The following is a 22821-nucleotide window of genomic DNA, read 5'->3' on the forward strand; positions in this document are numbered from 1 at the left end:
GCCAACCGGCAAGCCTTGGCAGTAGGCTCAACTGGTCTGACCGGTAATACCACAATAATGAATAGCGCTCGCCACCCATGCCGCCAGAGGCACCGCGAGCGCGCCGAACGGAGACCCCCGCCATGCTACTCAAGCTCTGCTCCCGCTCGATATTTCTGCAAGTCATCATCGGCCTGATTCTCGGCATCCTCGCCGGCGTTGCGCTGCCGGAGCTGTCGGCGCAACTCAAGCCACTCGGCGATGGCTTCATCAAACTGATCAAGATGCTCATCGCGCTGATCGTCTTCTGCGTCGTGGTCAACGGCATTTCCGGTGCGGGCGACCTGAAGAAGGTCGGCCGTATCGGCCTGAAATCGGTGATCTACTTCGAGGTACTGACCACGGTCGCCCTGGTCATCGGCCTGAGCGTCGCCTACGGCCTGGGTCTTGGCTCGGGCGCCAACATCGACCTGGCCAGCCTGTCCGGCAACGAGGCAGCGGCCCTCAGCTCGGGAACCCACCTGCACGGCCCGGTGGAGTTCATCCTCGGCCTGATTCCCACCTCGGTATTCAGTGCCTTCGCCGAAAACAACATCCTCCAGGTGCTGCTGTTCGCCGTGCTGTTCGGCAGCGCCCTGAACCTGGTGGGCGAGCAGGCGGCCGGGGTGTCGAAACTGATCGGCGAGGTCAGCCACGTGATCTTCCGCATCATGGGCATGATCGTGCGCCTGGCCCCCATCGGGGTGTTCGGCGCGGTGGCCTTCACCACCAGCCGCTACGGCCTGGAGTCCCTGAGCCACCTGGGCGCCCTGGTCGCCGTCTTCTACCTCACCTGCATCCTCTTCGTGGTGCTGGTGCTCGGTAGCGTCCTGCGTGTCTGCGGCCTGCCGCTGCTGCCGTTTCTGCGTTACTTCCGTGAAGAACTGGTGATCGTCTTCGGCACCGCCTCCTCCGATGCCGTGCTGCCTCAGGTGATGCGCAAGCTGGAACGCATGGGCATTCGCAGCTCCACCGTCGGCCTGGTGATCCCCACGGGCTACTCCTTCAACCTGGACGGTTTCTCGATCTATCTCACGCTGGCCGTGGTGTTCATCGCCCATGCCACGGGTACCGCGCTCTCGGCAGGTGATCTGCTGACCATTCTGCTGGTGTCGCTGGTCACCTCCAAGGGCGCCCATGGCATTCCCGGCTCGGCCCTGGTGATCCTCGCAGCCACCCTGACGGCCGTTCCCGCCATCCCCGCAGCCGGGCTGGTGCTGGTACTCTCGGTCGACTGGTTCATGGGCATCGGCCGGGCGTTGACCAACCTCACCGGCAACTGCGTCGCGACCGTCGCCATCGCCCGCTGGGAGAACGACATGGACCTCACTCGGGCCCAGCACTGCATCGCCGAGCATGCACAAGCGCGCAACGCCGAGCCCTCCGGCAGCCCACAGACGCCACTGGCTCGCCCCGGCAAGACAGACGCCTGAGGGATGACGGCGGCCCACAGACGATTTCAACCATAGGGGAAGGCTCAATGTTCGCCTCATCCAAACGAGTCGATTCGATCGTGCAGAAGCTCCTTGAGCCCATAGAGCGCGGACAATGGGCCGTGGGCCAGATGCTGCCAGGACAACGAGAGCTGGCCGAGCAACTCCAGATCAGCCGCCCCAGCCTGCGTGAAGCCATCACCGTGCTGGAAACGCTGGGCGTCCTGCGCTCCCTGCCGGGCAAGGGCGTGCAGGTGCTGGACAGCTCGCCGCAGCGACGCGACGGCGCGGCCCGGCAAGCGATTCCGCGCTCGGCCACCCTGGAGAACGTGCTGCAGCTGCGCTATGCCCTGGAGCCATTCATCGCCGGTCTGGTGGCGCAGTCGATCGACGACAGCGCGCTGAGCCAGCTGCGCCTGCTCGTTCTGGACATGCGCGAAGCGGTGGAGGAACGCAATCCGCAGGCGCTGGGCACGGCCTACTCGGCCTTCCATCGCAAGCTGGTGGCAATCACCTCCAATCCGATCTTCCTCAGCGTGTCCCAGCAGACCGCTGGCGCACTGGAGCAAAGCGACGGCCCGACCCTGCGCGAGCCTGAACACGCCGAGCAGGTTCTCGAAGAGCACGAAACCATCCTGCGCGCCATTCGCCGCCGTGACAGCGAACTGGCCAGCCGCGCCATGCGCCAGCACATCCTCAACGAAGGCAGCCGTCTCGACCTGCAGCTGCAACTGCCAGAAACCTGAACGCGGCTCGTGCCCTCGGAGATCCTCAGCGATGCGAGTCATCACCCCCGGCCCAACGCCCGCGCAGCAGCAGCCTCCACAAGGCATGAGCAGACCGCCGGAACAGACGCTCTACGAGGCACTGCAGGGCGCCATACTGCAACGCCGCCTGGCACCGGCGGCAGCGCTGGACAAGGCGACGCTCGGCCAATTGTTCGGCCTGAGCAGCAACGCCGTGCAGCGAGCGCTGCAACGTCTGGCGCAGGATGGCGCCGTGGAACTGCCAGCCAACCAACCTGCACGGGTGACGCGCCCCTGCGCAAAACGCGCCGGCAAGTTGCTGCAGGCCCGCCTGTCACTCGAGATGCAGATCCTCAGGTTGCTCCCTGCCCGCCTGGAACAGGCCGAACTCGGAAGCCTCTGCGGGCAGGTACAACGCCAGCGTGACTGCCTGCAACGACGCGACCACGCGGGCCTGATCGAAGCCGTGAACGGCGTGCACCTTCAGCTGGCAACGCTGGCGGACAACCCCTGGCTCCGGGATTTTCTCGCCAGGCTCCTGCGCCAGACCGCCCTGCATGTCGCGCTCAGCCGCACCCAGCCCTACGATGCAAGCGCCTGCGATGAGCAGCAGCGACTGATCGAGCGGCTGGCCGAAGGTGACAAGGCCGGTGCTGAAACCCTGATGGAGCATCACCTGCGCAACCTGTTCGCCCGCCTGCGCTTCATCCCGCCGCCCACCACCGACCTGCACGCCGCCTTCGCCGGCAGGTTGGCAAGCAGGACCACGGCACGAATCCGACGCTAGTTGCGCAGCCGAACAGAATCAAACGCTTGCTTGGATTGCGCTTTCAACTGGCTTTGAGGCAGCATCGTTCGGGCGACTGGCACAACAGCTGCATCGTCACGCCTGCCCCATCACAGACAGAAGCCGAGGCCCACCATGCGCATCGTCCAAGCCACCCTGGAGCACCTGGACCTGTTGAACCCGCTGTTCGTCAAATACCGCGAGTTCTATAACGAACTGCCGTACCCGGAGTCCTCGCGCAAGTTTCTCGAAAAACGCCTGCGCCGCAAGGAGTCGGTGATCTACCTCGCCCTGGCCGACGAAGAAGACAAGCTGCTCGGCTTCTGCCAGCTGTACCCCAGCTACTCCTCGCTGTCGCTCAAACGCGTGTGGATCCTCAACGACATCTATGTCGCCGAAGACGCTCGCCGCCAGCTGGTAGCCGACCGCCTGCTGCATACCGCCAAGCAGATGGCCAAGGACACCCACGCGGTGCGCATGCGCGTGGCCACCAGCCGTGACAATGAAGTCGCGCAGAAGGTCTACGAGTCCATCGGCTTCGTCGAAGACGAGCAGTTCAAGAACTACGTGCTGCCGATCAACAGCGACTGAGCCTCACCCGCCCAGGCTCAGCAGCAGGCCCAGCAACAGCGGCAGCACGAGCGCAGCCAGGGTCAGCAACCGCGCAGGCTGCAGCGAAGGCCGTTGCAAGGCCCGGCTGCGGCGCTGCTGCAACGGCTGTTGCAAGGCCAGTTGAAACTCCGACAGCGCCTCGAAGCGCGCCTGCGGCTGCGGGGCCAGTGCCCGCGCCAGCACGCCATCCCAGCCCTGGGGGGCGCGCACGGCAAAGTTGGCCAGGGGCACGTAGCAATGTCCGGGACCGACATCCGCTCGCGCCGCCTCGGGCCATTGCCCGCACAACAGCCAGTACGCCAGCGCCGCCAGCGCGAACTGGTCGGCGCGGCCATCCAGGGCACGCCCGCTGCGCAGTTCCGGCGCCAGCGGCAGCGCATGCTCGGGCAACGGCTGCCGCGCCACGGTGGGCAGAATCGCTGCGGCGCCGGGCAGCAACAGCACCCGGCCGTCATCGCCCAGCAGGATCTGCCTCGGGTTGAGCCACAGCCCCTGCATGCCCCGGCGCTGCAACGAGCGCACGGCGCCGATCAGTTGCGCCAGCACACTCAGCAGCGTTTGCGCATCGGGCGCCCCCTGAGCGGCCACCCAGTCGACCAGATTGCGCATGCCACGGGGCGGCGCGGCCAGCACCAGGTAGGCCCGCGTGCGGGCACGCAGTGACGACAGCACCTGCGGCAGCGCCTGGTGCGTGCTGCGCCGCAACACCCACTCACGCTGCCAGAACGCCTCGTCGGCTGCCTCTTCGGCAAACCACAGCAGCGCGTCTCTTCCCGCCTCGTCACGGGCGAGGAACATCCGCCCGGCAGGCCCATAGGCGCAGTCGCGGCGCAGCGTCCAACCGTCGATCCGCTGACCGCACGCTACCTCGGCCAATGCCGGGCAGCTCGCCACGGGTGCCAGCACCGGCCACTCGTCGCCCGCTCCGGCACGCAGCAGCACCGCCGCGCCAGGGGCCTGCAGCAGGGGCTGGAGCAGCTCGCCCGGGGACGCGTCGAGCCGACCGCACAATGCCTGCAGATCGCTGACGTCGAGCAACGGCTGCGGCGCCAGCAACACCCGCTCGTCACGCTGCAGCAGCAGACTGTGCTGCACCAGGGCCAGCTCCGCCTGCCCGCCGAGGGTCTGACCGTCACGCCCGACCAGGGTGCTCGGCGCGCCGCAGCGAACCCGCGTCAGGCCGACGCTGCCCGCCTGCAGAAACTGCAGTTCCTCGCCCTGGATCAACAGCATGCCGGCATGCAGCTCGGCCACGCCCTGCCCGCTCTGGCGCCGGCGGAACAGCTGCAGGTTCAACGCCGCCAGCACCTGGCGCGCGGCCTGGGTCTCGCTCCAGCTTTGCGGGGTGCAGCGGAAATCGGCGAACAAGGCATCGAGGTGGCGCTCCAGGTACTGCACCACATCGGGGCAGTGGCGCGCCCAAAGGAGCATCACCAGCAGCAGCGGCGGGCGCTGCTGCCGGCCCGCCAGCCACATGGCCCGCGTGCGCGCAGCCTGCTGCGGCAAGTCCAGTCCCGCGCCGGACGCCAGACTGACGCCGGGATGTTCGAGCAGTTGCAACGCCATGCCCCGCCCTCCTGTAGCAGCGATGTCACTGCCAGCGTTGCAGCCTTTGTGCCGACTTGTGGCAAAGGCCGCCCGCACTTATGGTGAACGGGTCTTTTCCATGAGCCTGTCTGCATGTGGTCCTTCAAGGCCTGGCGCCGCCGCCGCACCCTCGAACACAACCCCGTCGATCCCGCCCAGTGGGCCGAGGTGCGCAGGCACCTGCCCATTCTCGACGGCCTCGATGAAGAGGAAGAGCAACTGCTGCGCGAACGCGCCGTACTGTTCCTGCACGACAAGCACCTGACCACGCTGTCCGGCCTCGCGCTCGGTCCGGTCGAGCGCCTGCTGCTGGCCGTGCAGGCGCAGCTGCCGTTGCTGCACCTGGGCGAACTGGAGTGGTACCGCGGCTTTCACGAAATCGTGCTGTACCCGGATGATTTCCTCAGCCCGCAGCGCCATCGCGACGCCAGCGGCATCGAGCACGAGTGGGATGACGCCCGCAGCGGCGAGGCCTGGCAACAGGGTCCGGTGATCCTGGCCTGGCCCGGCGTCGTGGCCAGCGGCGGCTGGGAGGGCTACAACCTGGTCATCCACGAGCTGGCGCACAAGCTGGACATGCTCGATGGCACCGCCAACGGCCTGCCGCCCCTGCACCGGGACATGCGCGTGCTCGATTGGGCCAATGCCATGCAGACGGCCTATGAACGGATGAATGCCGAACTGGATGCCGACCCCGAGGCCCACACGGCCATCGACCCCTATGCCGCCGAAGACCCGGCGGAGTTCTTCGCCGTGACCAGCGAATACTTCTTCACCGCCCCGGACCTGCTGGCAGCGGCCTTTCCCGAGGTCTACCGGCAGCTGTCACTGTTCTACCGCCAGGACACCCTGGCCAGGCTGCAGCGCCTGCAGGCGGAACACCCCGACTACAGGGAGGTCGAAAACGCGACCAATGGCTGAGTAGGCCAACGTAGTAACGCCATGCGAATACGCCTATAATGCGCCCCACTTTTTTGGCCCTCCCTGGGAGTTCCCCCATGAGCTACAGCAAGATCCCGGCTGGCAAAGACCTGCCGAACGACATCTACGTCGCCATCGAGATCCCGGCCAATCACGCGCCGATCAAATACGAAATCGACCACGACACCGATTGCCTGATGGTCGACCGTTTCATGGCCACCCCGATGTTCTACCCGGCCAACTACGGTTTCATCCCGCACACCCTGGCTGACGACGGCGACCCCCTCGACGTGCTGGTCGTGACCCCCTACCCGGTCGCTCCGGGTTCGGTGATCCGCGCGCGTCCGGTCGGCGTACTGCACATGAGCGACGAAGCCGGCGGCGACGCCAAGCTGGTTGCCGTACCGCACGACAAACTGACCGTTCTGTACAAGGACGTTCAGGAATACACCGACCTGCCCGCGCTGCTGATCGAACAGATCAAGCACTTCTTCGAGAACTACAAGGATCTCGAGAAGGGCAAGTGGGTCAAGGTAGAAGGCTGGGGCGGCGCTGAAGAAGCCCGCGGCCTGATCAACAAGGCAGTCGCGGCTTATCAAAAATAAGCCCTGACCACCTCCGAAAAGCCGGCCACAAGCCGGCTTTTTTATTGCCTTTCGCTTCAGGCCGACGGTACAAATTCGCTACTTTCAGGCAAAACGGCCATGCGCCGGTATGCTGTAATCGATCACCACACCTGACCCGCCAGGCCCAAGGGACATGATGAACCTGACCGTACGCAATCGAATCATTGGCAGCTTCCTGCTGATCATCGCCATTCTGGCCCTGCTGGCAGGCGCCTCGTATCTGCGCCTGGCGCAGATCGAGAAAGGCACGCAGAGCATGCTCGATGACTCCGTTCCGGGTGCCTACTACATCAACAAGACGCAGAACGAGTGGGCGCGGCACATGCTGGAAACCCGCCGCACCCTGGTCGACCTGGTAACGCGCTCGGACTCGATGGTAATGACCGCCCACCAGGAGGAGTTCGCCAGAATCGAAAGCAGCCTGGTGGAACTGCTCAAGCAGTACCAGCAGACGGTGCGCATGGCCAGCGACCGCGCCCTCATCGAACGCTTCGAGCAGCAGGCCCAGCAGTACCTGCGCCAGCATGCGCAGCTGCGGGAAATGCTGCAGCAGGCCACGCCACAGGAGGCCAGCCAGTTCAGCATCCAGAATGTCTTCCCGGCCTGGGACCAGGCGCAGCAGGTGCTCGACGAGCTGGTCGAGAACAATCGCGTGCAGTCGGACCACGCCGCGCGCTCGATCCGCGATGAAGTGCTCGGCCTGAAGATCGACCTGCTGCTGGCCGTGCTGCTGGCGATCATCGCCTCGGCAGTCTGTGGCTGGCTGCTGGTGCGCGCCATCACCCGCCCGGTCGACCTGATCGTCAACGGCCTGAAGGCGCTGGAAAGCGGCGACCTGTCGATGAAGCTGGAGCTGCATCGACGCGACGAGTTCAATGCCATCGAGCTGGGTTTCAACAGCATGGTGGGCGAACTGAAGACCCTGGTCGGCAGCGCCCAGCGCTCGGCGGTGCAGATGACCACCTCGGTCACCGAGATCGCCGCCACCTCGCGTCAGCAGCAGGCAACCGCCACCGAGACCGCCGCCACCACCACCGAGATCGGCGCCACCTCACGCGAGATCGCCGCCACCTCGCGCGACCTGGTGCGGACCATGGGCGAGGTGTCCGACAACGCGGAGCAGACCTCGATCCTCGCCGGCACCGGCCAGCTGGGCCTGGCGCGCATGGAGGAAATCATGCACCAGGTGATGGGCGCGGCCGACGTGGTCAACGGCAAGCTGTCGATCCTCAACGAGAAGGCCGGCAACATCACCCAGGTGGTCACCACCATCGTCAAGGTGGCCGACCAGACCAACCTGCTCTCGCTGAATGCCGCCATCGAAGCGGAGAAGGCCGGCGAGTACGGCAAGGGCTTCGCCGTGGTGGCCATCGAGGTACGCCGCCTGGCGGACCAGACGGCAGTGGCCACCTATGACATCGAGCAGATGGTGCGCGAGATCCAGTCCGCCGTCTCGGCCGGGGTCATGGGCATGGACAAGTTCTCCGAGGAAGTGCGCCGTGGCATAGGCGAGATGACCCAGATGGGTGATCAGCTCAGCCAGATCATCCAGCAGGTCCAGGCCCTGGCACCGCGCATCCAGATGGTCAACGAAGGCATGCAGGCGCAGTCCACCGGGGCCGAGCAGATCAACCAGGCGCTGGTGCAGCTCAGCGAGGCCAGCAGCCAGACCGTCGACTCGCTGCGCCAGGCCGGTGCCGCCATCGACGAGCTCAACCAGGTGGCCAACAACCTGCGTGTTGGCGTCAGTCGCTTCAAGGTCTGAACATGCCGGTTTCCAGCAAGGCCCAGGCCGGCGAACTGCACCTGCAGTTCCAGCTCGGCGACGACCGTTATGCCCTCCCGGCGCAGGAGGTGGTCGAAGTGCTGCCGCTGCGGCGCCTGAAGCAGGTGCCCGAGGCGCCGGCCTGGGTAGCCGGGGTGTTCGAGCATCGCGGCCGGGTCACCCCGGTGATCGACCTCAGTCGCCGGGTGCTGGGCCGCCCCGCCCTGCCCCGCAGCAGCACACGCGTGGTGCTGGTGCGCTTCGATCCGCAGCTGGGTGAGCGCTCCCCGGTGCTCGGGCTGATACTGGAGCAGGCCACCGATACCCTGCGCCTGCCGGCCGAGGCCTTCAAGGCCAGCGGCCTGGAAGCCAGCCAGCCCGGTTACCTGGGCCCGCTGCAACGCGACGCCCGCGGCATGATCCAGCGCATCGAAGTCGGCGGCCTGCTCGACGACGAGATGCGCGCCCTGCTGTTCCAGCCGCCGGCACAGGGCTGAGGCCATGATCGAGCATATCGAACGCCTGCTGAAGAGCCGCATCGGCCTGGACGCCGAATCGGTGGGGCGCAGCGTGATCGAACGTGCCGTGCGCCAGCGCATGAATCAGCTCGGCCAGGACGACCTGGAAGGCTACTGGACCACGCTCGGCGGCTCGCCGCGCGAGCAGCAGGCCCTGGTCGAGGCCGTGGTGGTGCCGGAGACCTGGTTCTTCCGCTATCCGGAGTCGTTCAACGCACTCGCCAGCCTGGCCCTGGAGCGCCATGCGCAACTGCACGGCGCACGTCCGTTGCGCCTGATCAGCCTGCCCTGTTCCAGCGGCGAAGAACCCTGCTCGATCGCCATGACGCTGCTCGACAGCGGCCTCATGCCCCAGCAATTCCAGATCGACGCCCTGGACGTCAGTGACAAGGTGCTGGAGCAGGCCCGTACCGGCCTCTACGGGCGCAATTCATTCCGCGGCGACGCCCTGGACTTTCGCCAGCGCTACTTCCGCGAGCAGCCGGGTGGCGGTTTCCTCCTCGATGAGCGGGTGCGCAACTGCATCAGGCTGCGCACCGGTAACCTGCTCGACAGCAACCTGTTCGCGGGCGAGCCGGCCTATGACTTCATTTTCTGCCGCAACCTGCTGATCTATTTCGACCGTCCCACCCAGGTGCGCGTGCTGGAGCTGCTCAAGCGCCAGCTGCAGGGCGACGGCATGCTGTTCATCGGCCCTGCCGAAGCCAGCCTGGCCAGCCAGAACGGCCTGCAGGCGCTGGGACGGCAACAGACCTTCGCCTTCCGCCTGGCCCCGGCCAAGCCCGCCAGGAGCGTGCCCGGCCGGGGCACCGTCAGCCGCGCGCGCCCGCTCCCGGCGCCACCGATCCGCCCGCAGCCGCCGGCCAGGCCCCGCGCCACGCCCAAGGCCGTGGTCGCAGCCGCGCCCCAGATCGCTGCCGTGGACATCTGGGCCGAAGTCGCCAGCCTGGCCAATGCCGGGCGCACCGACGAAGCGCGCCAGCGCAGCGAGCAGCACCTGCAACAGAGCGGCCCCAGCGCCACCGCCTATTACTGGCTGGGCCTGCTGAGCGATTCGGCAGGCCGCAGCGACCAGGCATGCGCCTACTACCGCAAGGCGATCTATCTCGAACCGCAGCACCGCGAAGCCCTGACGCACCTGGCCGCGCACCTGGAATCCCAGGGTGATCTGGCCGGCGCACAGCGCCTGTACCGACGCGCCCAGAACCCCGAGGTAGGCGAACGTGACTGACCACGACCTGCTCCAGAGCCAACCCGCCGTCGACGACTGCTGGAACCGTATCGGCGTGTTTGGCGACAAGCGCTGCGAGCGCCTGGAGCGCCACATCCACTGCCGTAACTGCGAGGTCTACGGGGCCGCCGCCATCGCCCTGCTCGACCGCTACGGCAGCAGCCTGGAGCGCGACGATGACGACTACGGCCAGGGCGAGGCGCAGGAACCCGTTGGCGAACAACGCTCACTGCTGATTTTCCGCCTCGGCGAACAATGGCTGGCCATCGCCACCCGCTGCCTGGCCGAGGTGATGCCGGTGTCGCCGATCCACAGCCTGCCGCACCGCAAGAGCACCGGCCTGCTGGGCGTGACCAACGTGCGCGGCACGCTGGTCGCCTGCCTGTCGCTGAGCGAGCTGCTCGATCTCGAAACGGACGACAGCCGACAGAACGGCCAGCGCGTCATCCCGCGCATGCTGATCCTGGAAAGCGGCAGCGGCCCGCTGGTCGTGCCGGTCGACGAAGTCAGCGGTATCCAGAAAATCCCGCTGGCACGCATCAGCAATGCCAAGCAGGATGACAAGCGAACCATCAGCCGCTTCACTGCCGGCGTCCTGCAATGGCGGGGACAGAGCATCACCCTGCTGAACGACGAGCAGTTGCTGCAGAACATGATCGGGAGCCTCGCGTGACACCGGACCAGATGAGGGATGCATCGCTGCTCGACCTGTTCCGGCTGGAGGCCGAGGCGCAGAAGCAGGTACTCGATACCGGCCTGCTGATTCTCGAACGCGAGCCGAGCAACGCTGGCCAGCTGGAAGCCTGCATGCGGGCTGCGCACTCGCTCAAGGGCGCCGCACGCATCGTCGGCCTGGATCACGGTGTGCAGGTCGCGCATGCGATGGAGGACCTGCTGGTCGCCGCCCAGGAAGGCCTGCTGCGGTTGCTGCCAGAGCATATCGACGCCCTGCTGCAGGGGTCCGACCTGCTCCTGCGTATCGGCCAGGCGCAGCAGGATGCCGACCTGGAGGCGCGCGTCGAAACCGTCACCAGCCGCTTGCAGGTGTTGCTTGGCAACGCCGTGCCGACGCTGCGCCTGCCGGCCACCAGCCCCGAGGCGCAGGAAACGCCTGCCGAGGCGAGCGACGCCGCCGAGCCCGCCAGCGCACCGGCCAGCGCCATGCTCGAACCCGCCGTCCCGGAGGAGCGCACCAGCCGCGTGCTGCGGGTCTCGGCCGAGCGCTTCGACCACCTCATCGACCTCTCCGGCAAGTCGCTGGTGGAGTTCCAGCGCACCAAGCCGCTGAGCGAGTCGCTGCACCGCCTCAAGCGCCAGCAGGAGTCGGCCCGGCGCACCCTGGAAACCCTGCGCGAGCACCTGCTGGGCAGTGACCTGGACGCCACCGCCCAGGCGCTGTTCAACGAGAGCCGCAACCTGCTGATCGAGTGCCAGCAGCAGTTGCAGGGTCACCAGGAACTGTTCGACGACTTCGTCTGGCACGGCGGCCAGCGTACCCAGCAGCTGTACGACCTGGCGCTGGCGTCGCGCATGCGCCCCTTCTCCGACGTGCTGACCGGACAGACGCGCATGCTGCGTGACCTGGGCCGCACGCTGGGCAAACAGATCCGCCTGGAGATCGAGGGCGAGAACACCCAGGTCGACCGCGACGTGCTGGAGCGCCTGGAGGCGCCACTGACCCACCTGCTGCGCAACGCCGTCGACCATGGCATCGAGCCGCCTGCCCTGCGCTCGCGCAAAGGCAAGCCGGCAGAGGGCGTTGTGCAGCTGCGCGCACGTCACCATGCTGGCATGCTGGTGCTGGAGGTCAGCGATGACGGCGCCGGCATCGACCTGCAGCGCGTCGCCGAGGCCGTGGTCAAGCGCCGCTTCGCCTCCGCCGAGCAGGTCGAACAGATGACCGAGGAAGAGTTGCTGGCCTTCCTCTTCCTGCCTGGGTTCAGCATGAGCCAGCAGGTCACCGAAGTGTCCGGTCGCGGTGTCGGCCTCGACGTGGTGCAGCATGAGATTCGCCGCATGCGTGGCAACGTGCGCCTGCTGCAGCAGCCGGACCAGGGCTGCCTGTTCCACCTCGAGCTGCCACTGACGCTGTCGGTGGTGCGCGCCCTGGTGGTGACCATCGGCGGCGAGGCCTACGCCTTCCCGCTGGCCCAGATCGAACGCATGCTGCGCCTGCCGCGCAGCGCCATCGTCCAGCTCGAGGGTCGCCAGCACTTCTGGCTGGAGGACGAGCACGTCGGCCTGATCTCGGCGGCGCAGTTGCTGCAACGCCAGGAGAAACAGGACGATGACGACAGCATTCCCATCGTCCTGATTCGCGATCGCGAGCAGTACCACGGCCTGGCGGTGGAAGCCTTCCTCGGTGAGTTCACCCTGGTGCTGATGCCGCTGGATGCGCGCCTGGGCAAGGTGCGTGACGTGGCCGCCGGCGCGCTGCTGCACGACGGCACGCCGGTGCTGATCCTCGATGTCGATGACCTGCTCAACTCCGTGGGCAAGCTGCTCGGCACCGGCCATCTGGAGCGCGTCGACCATGCCAGCAACGCCCGCCAGACGGTGAGCAAGCGCGTGCTGGTGGTGGACGATTCGCTGACCGTGCGCGAGCTGGAGCGCAAGCTGCTGCTCAGTCGCGGCTACCAGGTCTCGGTGGCGGTCGACGGCATGGACGGCTGGAACGCGTTGCGCGCCGAGCACTTCGACCTGCTGATCACCGATATCGACATGCCACGCATGGACGGCATCGAGCTGGTCACCCAGGTCCGCCAGGACCCCCGCCTGCGCACCCTGCCGGTGATGGTGGTGTCCTACAAGGACCGCGAAGAGGATCGCCGCCGCGGCCTGGAGGCCGGCGCCGATTACTACCTGGCCAAGGCGAGCTTCCACGACGAAGCCCTGCTGGACGCCGTGCAGACCCTGATCGGTGGAGCCCGCGAATGAGGATTGCCATCGCCAACGACATGCCACTGGCCGTCGAGGCCCTGCGCCGCGCCCTGGCTGCGGAACCGGAGTACGAGCTGATCTGGGTCGCCAGTGACGGCGAGGAAGCCGTGCGCCGCTGCCACGACGACCTGCCGGACCTGCTGCTGATGGACATGCTGATGCCGGGCATGGACGGCGTGGAAGCGACCCGGCGAATCATGCAGGACACGCCCTGCGCCATTCTCATCGTCACCTCCGATGTCGAGCGCAACATGGCGCGGGTGTTCGACGCCATGGGCGTCGGCGCACTCGATGTGGTCGCCGCCCCGTCACTCGGCCCGCAACTGGTGCTCGACGCCGCCAGCGTCCGGCGCAAGATCCACAACATCGCCTGGATGATCGGGCACAAGGCCTCGCGCACGGTCAAGCCGAGCGTCGTGCGCAAGAGCGACAACCGTGGCAAGCGCCTGGTCGCCATCGGCGCCTCGGCGGGTGGGCCGGCGTCGCTGGTGGAGCTGCTGCAACAGATTCCCGCCGACTTCCCCGCCAGCATCGTGCTGGTCCAGCACGTTGACGAGGTGTTCGCCGCGGGCATGGCCCAGTGGCTCGCCAGCGAGGCGCACATGCCGGTACGCCTGGCCCGGGAGGGCGAGGTCCTGCAACCGGGCGCCGTGCTGCTGGCCGGCACCAACAATCACCTGTACCTGGCCCCGGAAGGGCACCTGCTCTATCGACCGGAGCCGGTCGATCAGGTCTATCGGCCCTCTATCGATGTATTCTTCGAGAGCGTGGCCAGCCACTGGCGCGGCGAGGCCATCGGCGTGCTGCTGACCGGCATGGGTCGTGACGGCGCCAGGGGTCTGAAGCAGATGCGCGAACGCGGCTTTCACACCATCGCCCAGGACCAGGCCAGCAGCGCCGTCTATGGCATGCCCAAGGCCGCCGTGGCACTCGACGCAGCAACGGAAGTGCTGCCCCTGAAACGGATCGCGGCACGCCTGGTCGAGTGCCTGGGCTGAGAATGCCAATTGGCGGCCAGAGTCGCCGCCCCCTTAACGAACACACCGGCGGAGACGCATTTATGCAAGGGCCTCAAGACAATCCGATTCACCATCATGGCCTGCCCGACTATTCGATGATGGTGCTGCTGGTCGATGACCAGGCCATGATCGGCGAGGCCGTGCGGCGTGCGTTGAGCGAAGAGAGCGATATCGACTTCCACTTCTGCTCCGACCCGCAGCAGGCCCTGAGCGTGGCTCAGCAGATCAGGCCGACGGTGATCCTGCAGGACCTGATCATGCCTGGCGTCGACGGCCTCGAACTGCTCTCCCAGTACCGCACCGCTGCGGGCCTGCGCGACGTGCCGATCATCGTCCTGTCGACCAAGGAAGACCCCAAGGTCAAGAGCGCCGCCTTCGCCGCCGGCGCCAACGATTACCTGGTCAAGTTGCCGGACGTCATCGAACTGCTGGCGCGCATTCGCTATCACTCGCGCTCCTACCTGACCCTGCTGCAACGCGACGAAGCCTACCGCGCCCTGCGCGAGAGCCAGCAGCAGCTGCTCGACACCAACCTGGTGCTGCAACGCCTGATCAAGTCCGACGGCCTCACCGCCCTGGCCAACCGCCGCTACTTCGACGAGTACCTGGAGATCGAGTGGAGCCGCGCGCAGCGCGACCAGAGCGAGCTGTCGCTGCTGATGATCGACGTCGACTACTTCAAGGCCTACAACGACCAGCACGGCCACGTGGCCGGCGACGAAGTGCTGCGCCAGGTCGGCGAGACCCTGCGCAGCAGTTGCACTCGCGCCAGCGACCTGGCCGCGCGCTACGGTGGTGAGGAGTTCGCCGTGATCATGCCGGGCACCGCCATGGGTGGCGCCCGTCTGCAGGCGGAGAAGATCCGCCGTGCCGTCGAGGCCCTGGGCATCCCCCACGACCTGCCCAAGGCCGGCTCGTCGATCAGCATCAGCATCGGCGTCGCCACCATTCGCCCCTCGGCGGAGCGCGCCCCGCTGAGCCTGGTGATCAAGGCGGACGAAGGCCTGTATCTGGCCAAGCACAGCGGTCGCAACCAGGTGGCGCAGGCGAGCGAAACGACTGAGCGCTGAGGCCTCAGCGGCGGCGGGTCTGCCAGGCCGCCGCCAGACCGCTCAGGCAGATGATCAGAATGCCGATCAGGGTGGTGCTGTCGGGCGTGTGACCGAACACCAGCATGCCCAGCAGGCCGGCAAAGATGATCTGCGCGTAGCCGAAAGGAGCCAGCAATGCAGGCGCCGCATGCCGGAACGCATGGGTCAGCAGCAGGTGCGCCCCCATGCCGAAACCGCCCAGCGCCAGCATCATCAGCCCATGGGTAAGACTAGGGACGTGCCAGAAGAACGGCACCAGCGCACTCATCACCAGGGTGTTGACCAGCCCGGCGAGAAAGTTGCTGGTGGTGGCGCTGTCCACTTCGCTCAGGCGCCGTGTCAGCAGCTGATAGAGGCTGAAACAGAAGGCAGCGCTGAACGGCAGCAGGACGGCGGGAGTGAACAGGTTGCCCCCCGGATGGACGATGACCAGCACGCCGACGAAGCCGACGCTGACCGCCAGCCACTGGCCCAGACTGACGCGCTCACCGAGCAGCGGCACCGACAGCGCGGTGACCAGCAACGGCGCCAGGAAAATCACCGACGTCGCTTCCGCCAGGGGGATGAACATCAGCCCCGAGGTGAACAGCAGGCTGACGCCCAGCAGGCACAGCGCCCTGAGCACCTGCAGGCCGGGGCGCTTGGTGCGCAGCACGCGCAGCCCAGACTGCGGCAGGAAGATGCCCGCCATCAGCAACGTATGCACCAGATAGCGCGCCCAGACGATCAGAATGATCGGGTAGAACCCCGAGAGGTACTTGGACATGGCATCGTGGCTGGCGAACATGAACGTCGCCACGACCATGAGCGCGATCCCCTTGAAGGGGTGATTGGCGCCGGATAGCGGAAGGGAGGTCATTGGATACTCGACGCGCGGCGCGCCGCAAATGATTAGCAAGGCAACTAACTATAGGCCTGATGAAGGTCCCCGGCCAGCACCGTCGAGCACCTGTCCGCCCCGGCGCCACTTTGCGAGCGGACCTTGGTCGTACTTGGCTGACCGTACGGTCAGCCCTATGCTGCACTCTTTTTGTGCGAGCCTGCCCGATGTCCCTGTTCGATCTGCTGCTGTTGGCCCTCGCCGGTTTCGCCGCCGGCGGCATGAACGCCCTGGCGGGCGGTGGTACGTTCTTCTCCTTCCCCGCACTGCTCGCCGCCGGGCTGCCACCGGTGACCGCCAACGCGACCAACGCGGTGGCGCTGTGGCCCGCCAGCCTGGCCGGCGCCTGGGCCGCGCGTGCCTCGCTGCGCCCGCTGGGCCGCTACCTGCTGCCGTTGCTGGGTGCAGGCCTGGCCGGGGGCCTGCTCGGCGGCCTGTTGCTGCTGGCCGGCGGCGACGATGTATTCCGCGTGCTGATCCCCTGGCTGCTGCTGGCCGCCACCGCACTGTTCGCCGCCAGCCCCTGGCTGGGGCGCGCACTGGCGGCGCGGCGCAAGGAGGCCGAGCATCCGCCCCACACACCGCTGTCGCTGGGGGCGCATATCGGCGTGTCGATCTATGGCGGCTACTTCGGCGCCGGCATGGGTATCCTGCAACTGGCGGCCTTCTCCATCGAGGGGCATCCGCTGGCCCGTGCCAACGCGCTGAAGAATCTGATTTCGGCCGTGATCTACAGCGTCGCCACCCTGACCTTCGTCATCGCCGGCCGCGTCAGCTGGTACGAGCTGGTCATCCTGCTCACCGGCGCCACCCTGGGTGGCTACGCAGGCGGCGCACTGGGCGAGAAACTGCCGCCCGCGCTGCTGCGCAGCTTCGTGATCCTGGTGGGCAGCGGCATGACCCTCTATTACTTCTGGAGCACCTACTTCTCCGCGTGATGAAGCGACTTCTTTGTAGGAGCGGCTTCAGCCGCGATGGCCGGTGGGTGCCTGGACAGCATCGCGGACAAAACGGAATGCCGCCCAGCCGCTCCTCCAAGCGCCTATCGATCAGCCCCGCTGATTTGCCCGAGAGGCGCGGCTCTGCTAGTGTCGCGCCCGTTCCAGAATCAGCGAGAACCCGCGCCATGGCCCGCAAGAAAGCCGCTCCCGACTTCGAACACTCCCTTGCCGAACTGCAGACGCTGGTCGAGCGCCTGGAGAGCGGCGAGCTGTCGCTGGAGGATTCGCTGACTGCGTTCGAGCAGGGCATTGGCCTGACCCGCGAATGCCAGGCTTCGCTGGCCCAGGCCGAGCAGAAGGTGCAGATCCTCCTCGAACGCGACGGTGAATTGCAGGCCGCGCCGTTCGACACGGACGAACAGGCATGATCACGAGCTACCAGAAGCGCTGCCAGAGCCGCGTCGACGCAGCGCTGGATGAACTGTTCCAGGCCCCGCGCGACGAACTCGAACGCCTCTACCAGGCCATGCGCTACAGCGTCATGAACGGCGGCAAGCGCGTGCGCCCACTGCTGGTCTATGCCGCCTGCGAAGCCCTGCAAGGCGATATCGAACGAGCCGATGGCGCCGCCTGTGCGGTGGAGCTGATCCACGCCTATTCGCTGGTCCACGACGACCTGCCGGCCATGGACGATGACGACCTGCGTCGCGGCCAGCCGACCACCCACAAGGCCTTCGACGAGGCGACCGCCATCCTCGCGGGCGACGGCCTGCAGAGCCTGGCCTTCGAGGTCCTCGCCGACCGCCGCCGCAACCCGCAGGACCCCGAGGTGCGCCTGCAGATGCTCAGCGCCCTGGGCGGTGCCGCCGGGCCAGCCGGCATGGTCGGCGGCCAGGCCATCGACCTCGGTTCGGTCGGACAGAAACTCGACCGCGAGGCGCTGGAAACCATGCACCGACACAAGACCGGCGCCCTGATCGAAGCCAGCGTGCTGCTGGGGGCCCTGTCCAGCGGCAAGGCCGACGACCTCAGCCTCAAGGCCCTGCTGCAATATGCCCGCGCCATCGGCCTGGCCTTCCAGGTGCAGGACGACATCCTCGACGTGGAGAGCGACACCGCCACCCTGGGCAAGACCCAGGGCAAGGACGAGGCCCACGACAAGCCCACCTACCCGGCCCTGCTCGGCCTCGACGCCGCCAAGGACTATGCCCTGGAGCTGCGCGACCAGGCGCTGCACGTGCTGCGCGCCTTCGGCAACAGCGCCGAACCGCTGCGCGAGCTGGCGCGCTACATCGTCGAGCGGCGCAGCTAGGCCGCTCTCGTGAAGGCGGCTGCCGCCGCGATCGCACCATCATTGTCATCTATGACCACATGATCGCCGCATGAGGCTTGCTTTACCCCTGCGCCCAGCCTCCTAAGATGGCTCCATAACGACAAGACGTCTGGAGCCGCCATGCCCTTCCCCGCCCTGCTCATCGCCAACCGTGGCGAGATCGCCATCCGTATTGCCCAGGCCTGTGCCGATCTCGGCATCCGCTCGGTGGCGGTGTTCGCCGAGGACGACGCGGCCGGGCTGCATACGCGCAAGGCCGACCTCGCCGTGGCACTCGAGGGACGCGGGGTGGCCGCTTACCTGGACATGGACCAGCTGATCGCCAGCGCCGTGGCGCAAGGCTGCACGGCGATCCACCCCGGCTATGGTTTTCTCGCCGAGAACGCCGAGTTCGCCCGGCGCTGTCAGGCGGCAGGCCTGACCTTCATCGGCCCGACGGCGGAGACCCTGCAGCTGTTCGGCGACAAGGCGGCGGCCCGCGCGCTCGCCCAGCGCTGCAACGTGGCGCTGGTGCCCGGCCTCAACCACGCCGTTACCCTGGAGCAGGCCGAAGCCTTCTTGCGCGAGCACGGCAGCGTGATGCTCAAGGCCCTGGCCGGTGGCGGCGGACGTGGCATGCGCGCAGTGGATGATCCGACGCAGCTGGCCGACGCCTTCGCCCGCTGCGCGTCGGAAGCCCTGGGCGCCTTCGGCAGCGGCGCGTTGTACGTGGAAAAACGCGTGTGCCACGCCCGGCATATCGAGGTGCAGGTGCTCGGGGATGGCAGCGGCGCGGTCAGCCACCTGTGGGAGCGCGACTGCAGCCTGCAGCGGCGCCACCAGAAGCTGGTGGAAATCGCTCCCAGCCCGGACCTGGAGACCAGCACCCGCGACGCCATCATCGCCAGCGCCCTGCGCCTGGCTGCCGAAGTGCGCTATCAGGGCATCGGCACCTTCGAGTTCCTCCTCGACCTCGACCAGCCGGGGCGCTTCTACTTCATGGAAGCCAACCCGCGCGTGCAGGTGGAGCACACCGTCACCGAACAGGTCACCGGCATCGACCTGCTGCACAGCCAACTGCACCTGGCCGCTGGCGCAAGCCTGGCCGACCTGGGCCTGCTCGCACCGCCAGCAACCAACGGCTATGCCGTGCAGGTGCGCCTGAACCTGGAGTCGCTGCATGCCGATGGCAGCGCACGCCCGGCTGCCGGCGTGCTCAGCGCCTACCAGCCGCCGTCCGGTCCCGGCCTGCGCATCGACAGCTGCGGCTATGCCGGCTATGCCGTGAGCCCGGCCTACGACTCGCTGGTGGCCAAGCTGATTGCCAGCGCCAGCGACTACCCAAGCGCCCTGCGCCGCGCCTATCGCGGGCTCTGCGAGTTCCGCCTGGAAGGCGTGGCGAGCAACCTGCACCTGCTGCAGAACCTGCTGCAACGCGACGAGGTACGCGCCAATCAGGTCGACACCACCTATGTCGAACGTCATCTGGAGACGCTGCTGGCGGCCCGCGAGCAGGCCCATCCGCATCGCTACTTCGCCGGCGCCCAGGCCGCCAGCGATAGGCAACCGGAGGTCGATGCCCCGCCCGGCACCCTGGCGCTGCATGCGGCCAGTGCCGGCGTGCTGGTCAGCCTCTCGGTACGCGCCGGCGATGCCATCGCGGTGGGCCAGAACATCGCCGTGCTGGAGGCGATGAAGATGGAATTCGAGGTCAAGGCCGAGCACAGCGGCATCGTCCGCGCACTGGCCGTGACAGAGGGCAGCGCGGTGAGCGAGGGCCAGACGTTGCTGTTCGTCGAACCGGCCGAGGTCGATGGCGGCGCGCTGCACGGCGAGCAGGCCATCGACCTGGCTCACGTCCGCGCCGACCTGGCCGAAGTGCTCGAGCGCCATGCCCGTCTGACCGACGCCCGCCGCCCCGAGGCCGTGGCCAAGCGCCGCAGGACCGGCCAGCGCACCGTGCGCGAGAACCTGGCGGACCTGCTCGACGCCGACAGCTTCATCGAATACGGCGCCATGGCCCTCGCCGCCCAGCGCCGCCGGCGTTCGCCCGAAGAGCTGCTGGAACTGAGCCCGGCCGACGGCCTGGTTGCCGGCATCGGCACCGTGGGCGCAGAACGCTTCGGCAGCGAGGCCGCACGCTGCATGGCCATCGCCTACGACTACACGGTGTTCGCCGGCACCCAGGGGGTGATGAATCACAAGAAGACCGACCGCATGCTGGCGCTGGCCGAACAATGGCGCCTGCCCGTGGTGCTGTTCGCCGAAGGCGGCGGCGGCCGCCCGGGCGATACCGATTTCGTCGGCGTGGCCGGGCTGGACTGCCACACCTTCGTCGCCATGGCCAAGCTCTCCGGCCTGGTGCCGACGGTAGGGGTCGTGTCCGGGCGCTGCTTCGCCGGCAACGCCGCGTTGCTCGGCTGCTGCGACGTGATCATCGCGACGCGCAATGCCAGCATCGGCATGGCCGGCCCGGCGATGATCGAAGGCGGCGGCCTGGGCAGTTTCAAACCCGAGCAGGTCGGCCCGAGCAGCGTGCAGGGTCCCAACGGGGTGATCGACGTGCTGGTGGAAGACGAAGCCGAGGCGGTCGCCGTGGCCAGACAGTACCTGGGCTACTTCCAGGGAGCGCTGAGCGACTGGCACGCCAGCGATAACCGCGAACTGCGCCACGTGATCCCGGAAAACCGCCTGCGCGTGTACGACATGCGCCAGGTCATCGAACGGCTCGCCGACCAGCACAGCGTGCTGGAACTGCGCCGCCAGTTCGCCCCCGGGCTGATCACCGCGCTGATCCGCATCGAGGGCAAGCCCTTCGGCCTGATCGCCAACAACCCCGCACACCTGGGCGGCGCCATCGACGCCGTGGCCGGCGACAAGGCCGCGCGCTTCCTGCAGCTGTGCGAGGCGCATGACCTGCCCGTGGTATCGCTGTGCGACACCCCCGGTTTCATGGTCGGCCCGGAAGCGGAGAAGCAGGCCACGGTACGCCATGTCTCGCGCCTGTTCGTCAGCGCCGCCAGCCTCACGGTGCCCTTCTTCACCCTGGTGCTGCGCAAGGGCTACGGCCTCGGCGCCCAGGCCATGGCGGCCGGCAGCTTCCACTCGCCGCTGTTCACCGCCGCCTGGCCCAGTGCCGAGTTCGGCGCCATGGGTCTGGAGGGTGCCGTGCGCCTGGGTTTCGCCAAGGAGCTGGCCGCCCAGCCGGACGAGGCCGCACGCCAGGCCCTGTTCGACAAGCTGGTGGCCAAGGCCTACGACAACGGCAAGGCCCTGAACATGGCCAGCTACCTGGAGATCGATGCCGTGATCGATCCGGCCGACAGCCGCGCCTGGCTGCTGCGTGGCCTCAATGCGGCGCCGCGCCCACCCCGGCGTGAGGGCAAGAAGCGTCCCTTCATCGACACCTGGTAAACACCCATGCACATCGAACATCGTCTGCTCGCCGTGAACGGCATCGAACTCAGCCTGTACAGCGCCGGTCCCGAGCACGGCCGGCCGGTGTGGCTGCTGCACGGTTTTCCCGAATGCTGGTACGCCTGGCACCCGCAGATCGAGGCGCTGGCCAGCGCCGGCTATCGCGTGTTCGCCCCGGAGATGCGCGGCTATGGCGCCAGCAGCGCGCCGAGCGATACCGCAGCCTACGACCTGCTCAGCCTGTGCGGCGACATCCAGGCGGCCATGGACCGGCTCGGCCAGCGCGAGGTCGCTGTGGTCGGCCATGACTGGGGCGCGCCGGTGGCCTGGCATCTGGCCCTGCTCGAGCCGCAACGGGTCAGGGCCCTGGGCGCACTGTCGGTGCCCTTCGGCGGCCGGCCGAAACGCCCGGCCATCGAGATGATGCGCGAGGCCTACGCCGGACGCTTCCACTACATCCTCTACTTCCAGCAGCCGGGGCTGGCCGAGGCCGAACTGGACGCGGACATCGGCCGCAGCCTGCGCCTGCTGCTCGGCGGCCTGGGCGATGCCCTGCTGGCAACGGACAAACCGGCCGATGCGCGGCTGTTCGACGGCATGCCGGCCGACATCCCGCTGCCGCCCTGGTGCAGCGAGGCGACGTTCGCCCACTACCTGCGCACCTTCGAACGCCACGGCTTTCGCGGCGCGCTGAACTGGTACCGCAACTTCGAGCGCAACTGGCAACGCACCGAGCATCTGGCCGCACTTCAGGTGACGCAGCCAACGCTGTTCCTGCTCGGCGAGCACGACCCGGTCGGCCGTTTCGAGGCACCGACGCTCAAGCGCATGGGCGACAAGGTGCCGCACCTGGAGCGCCACGACCTGCCGGGCGCCGGCCACTGGCTGCAGGCCGAGTGCGGCGAGCGGGTGAGCGAACTGCTGCTGGCGTTTCTCGCGCGGCACTACCGCTGACGGCGATCTGGTCAGCGGATTGG

The 22821-nt window shown here is 67.5% G+C and carries 20 protein-coding genes; 18 read left to right on the forward strand and 2 right to left on the reverse strand.

All coding sequences use genetic code 11. From position 1 onward, the window contains the following. Positions 1-77 precede the first annotated feature (77 nt). From JLK41_RS21220 to JLK41_RS21235, 4 genes are all read left to right on the forward strand, one after another. Positions 78-1451, forward strand: coding sequence for a C4-dicarboxylate transporter DctA (locus tag JLK41_RS21220; RefSeq protein ID WP_197035101.1), 1374 nt, complete (start codon positions 78-80; stop codon positions 1449-1451). Positions 1452-1498: 47 nt separating this feature from the next. Continuing rightward, on the forward strand, positions 1499-2197 hold the full coding sequence (locus tag JLK41_RS21225) for a FadR/GntR family transcriptional regulator (protein WP_037051497.1): 699 nt from the start codon (positions 1499-1501) through the stop codon (positions 2195-2197). An 85-nt stretch (positions 2198-2282) separates the two neighbouring features. Beyond that, complete coding sequence (locus tag JLK41_RS21230; RefSeq protein WP_244976444.1) at positions 2283-2984, forward strand: GntR family transcriptional regulator; 702 nt, start codon at positions 2283-2285, stop codon at positions 2982-2984. 135 nt (positions 2985-3119) lie between these two features. Continuing rightward, complete coding sequence (locus JLK41_RS21235; RefSeq protein WP_037051491.1) at positions 3120-3575, forward strand: GNAT family N-acetyltransferase; 456 nt, start codon at positions 3120-3122, stop codon at positions 3573-3575. Positions 3576-3578: 3 nt separating this feature from the next. On the opposite strand, the gene JLK41_RS21240 is transcribed toward JLK41_RS21235, so the two are convergent. Further along, positions 3579-5162: a serine/threonine-protein kinase gene (locus JLK41_RS21240; RefSeq protein ID WP_210389770.1), complete on the reverse strand. Its 1584-nt coding sequence runs from the start codon at positions 5160-5162 to the stop codon at positions 3579-3581. 114 nt (positions 5163-5276) lie between these two features. Here JLK41_RS21240 and JLK41_RS21245 point away from each other — a divergent pair, with 114 nt between their 5' ends. The 9 genes from JLK41_RS21245 (at position 5277) to JLK41_RS21285 (ending at position 15273) form a co-directional block, all read left to right on the forward strand. Then, on the forward strand, positions 5277-6104 hold the full coding sequence (locus JLK41_RS21245; protein WP_134675779.1) for a M90 family metallopeptidase: 828 nt from the start codon (positions 5277-5279) through the stop codon (positions 6102-6104). 77 nt (positions 6105-6181) lie between these two features. After that, on the forward strand, positions 6182-6709 hold the full coding sequence (gene ppa / locus JLK41_RS21250) for an inorganic diphosphatase (RefSeq protein WP_013717208.1): 528 nt from the start codon (positions 6182-6184) through the stop codon (positions 6707-6709). A gap of 154 nt (positions 6710-6863) precedes the next feature. Next, positions 6864-8495, forward strand: a complete 1632-nt coding sequence (locus JLK41_RS21255; protein WP_175252559.1) for a methyl-accepting chemotaxis protein — start codon at positions 6864-6866, stop codon at positions 8493-8495. Between the two features lie 2 nt (positions 8496-8497). Beyond that, positions 8498-8992: a chemotaxis protein CheW gene (locus tag JLK41_RS21260; protein WP_179554955.1), complete on the forward strand. Its 495-nt coding sequence runs from the start codon at positions 8498-8500 to the stop codon at positions 8990-8992. Between the two features lie 4 nt (positions 8993-8996). Beyond that, entirely contained in the window at positions 8997-10244 is a 1248-nt protein-coding gene (locus JLK41_RS21265) for a CheR family methyltransferase (RefSeq protein ID WP_210389771.1), read from the forward strand. Beyond that, positions 10237-10917, forward strand: a complete 681-nt coding sequence (locus JLK41_RS21270) for a chemotaxis protein CheW (RefSeq protein ID WP_210389772.1) — start codon at positions 10237-10239, stop codon at positions 10915-10917. Before JLK41_RS21265 ends, JLK41_RS21270 begins: the two co-directional genes overlap by 8 nt. Further along, positions 10914-13181, forward strand: coding sequence for a hybrid sensor histidine kinase/response regulator (locus JLK41_RS21275; protein ID WP_210389773.1), 2268 nt, complete (start codon positions 10914-10916; stop codon positions 13179-13181). The genes JLK41_RS21270 and JLK41_RS21275 overlap by 4 nt, the downstream gene beginning before the upstream one ends. Next, positions 13178-14182, forward strand: a complete 1005-nt coding sequence (gene cheB, locus JLK41_RS21280) for a chemotaxis response regulator protein-glutamate methylesterase (protein WP_210389774.1) — start codon at positions 13178-13180, stop codon at positions 14180-14182. Before JLK41_RS21275 ends, cheB begins: the two co-directional genes overlap by 4 nt. A gap of 62 nt (positions 14183-14244) precedes the next feature. Further along, positions 14245-15273: a response regulator gene (locus JLK41_RS21285; RefSeq protein ID WP_051800648.1), complete on the forward strand. Its 1029-nt coding sequence runs from the start codon at positions 14245-14247 to the stop codon at positions 15271-15273. Positions 15274-15277: 4 nt separating this feature from the next. On the opposite strand, the gene JLK41_RS21290 is transcribed toward JLK41_RS21285, so the two are convergent. Continuing rightward, the gene (locus JLK41_RS21290; protein ID WP_134675787.1) at positions 15278-16153 is read right to left on the reverse strand and encodes a DMT family transporter; all 876 of its coding nucleotides are present in this window, start codon (positions 16151-16153) and stop codon (positions 15278-15280) included. 188 nt (positions 16154-16341) lie between these two features. Between JLK41_RS21290 and JLK41_RS21295 the strand changes: the two genes are divergently transcribed. The 5 genes from JLK41_RS21295 (at position 16342) to JLK41_RS21315 (ending at position 22798) form a co-directional block, all read left to right on the forward strand. Further along, complete coding sequence (locus tag JLK41_RS21295) at positions 16342-17112, forward strand: sulfite exporter TauE/SafE family protein (RefSeq protein ID WP_037055832.1); 771 nt, start codon at positions 16342-16344, stop codon at positions 17110-17112. Positions 17113-17300: 188 nt separating this feature from the next. Beyond that, the gene (locus JLK41_RS21300) at positions 17301-17543 is read left to right on the forward strand and encodes an exodeoxyribonuclease VII small subunit (RefSeq protein WP_037055831.1); all 243 of its coding nucleotides are present in this window, start codon (positions 17301-17303) and stop codon (positions 17541-17543) included. Next, the gene (locus JLK41_RS21305) at positions 17540-18427 is read left to right on the forward strand and encodes a polyprenyl synthetase family protein (protein WP_210389775.1); all 888 of its coding nucleotides are present in this window, start codon (positions 17540-17542) and stop codon (positions 18425-18427) included. Before JLK41_RS21300 ends, JLK41_RS21305 begins: the two co-directional genes overlap by 4 nt. A gap of 141 nt (positions 18428-18568) precedes the next feature. Then, on the forward strand, positions 18569-21841 hold the full coding sequence (locus JLK41_RS21310) for an acetyl-CoA carboxylase family protein (protein WP_210389776.1): 3273 nt from the start codon (positions 18569-18571) through the stop codon (positions 21839-21841). 6 nt (positions 21842-21847) lie between these two features. Beyond that, entirely contained in the window at positions 21848-22798 is a 951-nt protein-coding gene (locus JLK41_RS21315) for an alpha/beta fold hydrolase (protein ID WP_150606685.1), read from the forward strand. Positions 22799-22821: the final 23 nt, after the last annotated feature.

The organism is Ectopseudomonas khazarica (genome assembly GCF_017915135.1).
GTDB lineage: Bacteria > Pseudomonadota > Gammaproteobacteria > Pseudomonadales > Pseudomonadaceae > Aquipseudomonas > Aquipseudomonas khazarica.

What these genes read in the sequence shown, in the direction of transcription:
- JLK41_RS21220 (WP_197035101.1), top strand. Translation starts at nt 78, where the DNA reads ATGCCGCCAGAGGCACCGCGAGCGCGCCGAACGGAGACCCCCGCCATG.
- JLK41_RS21225 (WP_037051497.1), top strand. Translation starts at nt 1,499, where the DNA reads ATGTTCGCCTCATCCAAACGAGTCGATTCGATCGTGCAGAAGCTCCTT.
- JLK41_RS21230 (WP_244976444.1), top strand. Translation starts at nt 2,283, where the DNA reads ATGAGCAGACCGCCGGAACAGACGCTCTACGAGGCACTGCAGGGCGCC.
- JLK41_RS21235 (WP_037051491.1), top strand. Translation starts at nt 3,120, where the DNA reads ATGCGCATCGTCCAAGCCACCCTGGAGCACCTGGACCTGTTGAACCCG.
- JLK41_RS21240 (WP_210389770.1), bottom strand. Translation starts at nt 5,162, where the DNA reads ATGGCGTTGCAACTGCTCGAACATCCCGGCGTCAGTCTGGCGTCCGGC.
- JLK41_RS21245 (WP_134675779.1), top strand. Translation starts at nt 5,277, where the DNA reads ATGTGGTCCTTCAAGGCCTGGCGCCGCCGCCGCACCCTCGAACACAAC.
- ppa (WP_013717208.1), top strand. Translation starts at nt 6,182, where the DNA reads ATGAGCTACAGCAAGATCCCGGCTGGCAAAGACCTGCCGAACGACATC.
- JLK41_RS21255 (WP_175252559.1), top strand. Translation starts at nt 6,864, where the DNA reads ATGATGAACCTGACCGTACGCAATCGAATCATTGGCAGCTTCCTGCTG.
- JLK41_RS21260 (WP_179554955.1), top strand. Translation starts at nt 8,498, where the DNA reads ATGCCGGTTTCCAGCAAGGCCCAGGCCGGCGAACTGCACCTGCAGTTC.
- JLK41_RS21265 (WP_210389771.1), top strand. Translation starts at nt 8,997, where the DNA reads ATGATCGAGCATATCGAACGCCTGCTGAAGAGCCGCATCGGCCTGGAC.
- cheB (WP_210389774.1), top strand. Translation starts at nt 13,178, where the DNA reads ATGAGGATTGCCATCGCCAACGACATGCCACTGGCCGTCGAGGCCCTG.
- JLK41_RS21285 (WP_051800648.1), top strand. Translation starts at nt 14,245, where the DNA reads ATGCAAGGGCCTCAAGACAATCCGATTCACCATCATGGCCTGCCCGAC.
- JLK41_RS21290 (WP_134675787.1), bottom strand. Translation starts at nt 16,153, where the DNA reads ATGACCTCCCTTCCGCTATCCGGCGCCAATCACCCCTTCAAGGGGATC.
- JLK41_RS21295 (WP_037055832.1), top strand. Translation starts at nt 16,342, where the DNA reads ATGTCCCTGTTCGATCTGCTGCTGTTGGCCCTCGCCGGTTTCGCCGCC.
- JLK41_RS21300 (WP_037055831.1), top strand. Translation starts at nt 17,301, where the DNA reads ATGGCCCGCAAGAAAGCCGCTCCCGACTTCGAACACTCCCTTGCCGAA.
- JLK41_RS21305 (WP_210389775.1), top strand. Translation starts at nt 17,540, where the DNA reads ATGATCACGAGCTACCAGAAGCGCTGCCAGAGCCGCGTCGACGCAGCG.
- JLK41_RS21310 (WP_210389776.1), top strand. Translation starts at nt 18,569, where the DNA reads ATGCCCTTCCCCGCCCTGCTCATCGCCAACCGTGGCGAGATCGCCATC.
- JLK41_RS21315 (WP_150606685.1), top strand. Translation starts at nt 21,848, where the DNA reads ATGCACATCGAACATCGTCTGCTCGCCGTGAACGGCATCGAACTCAGC.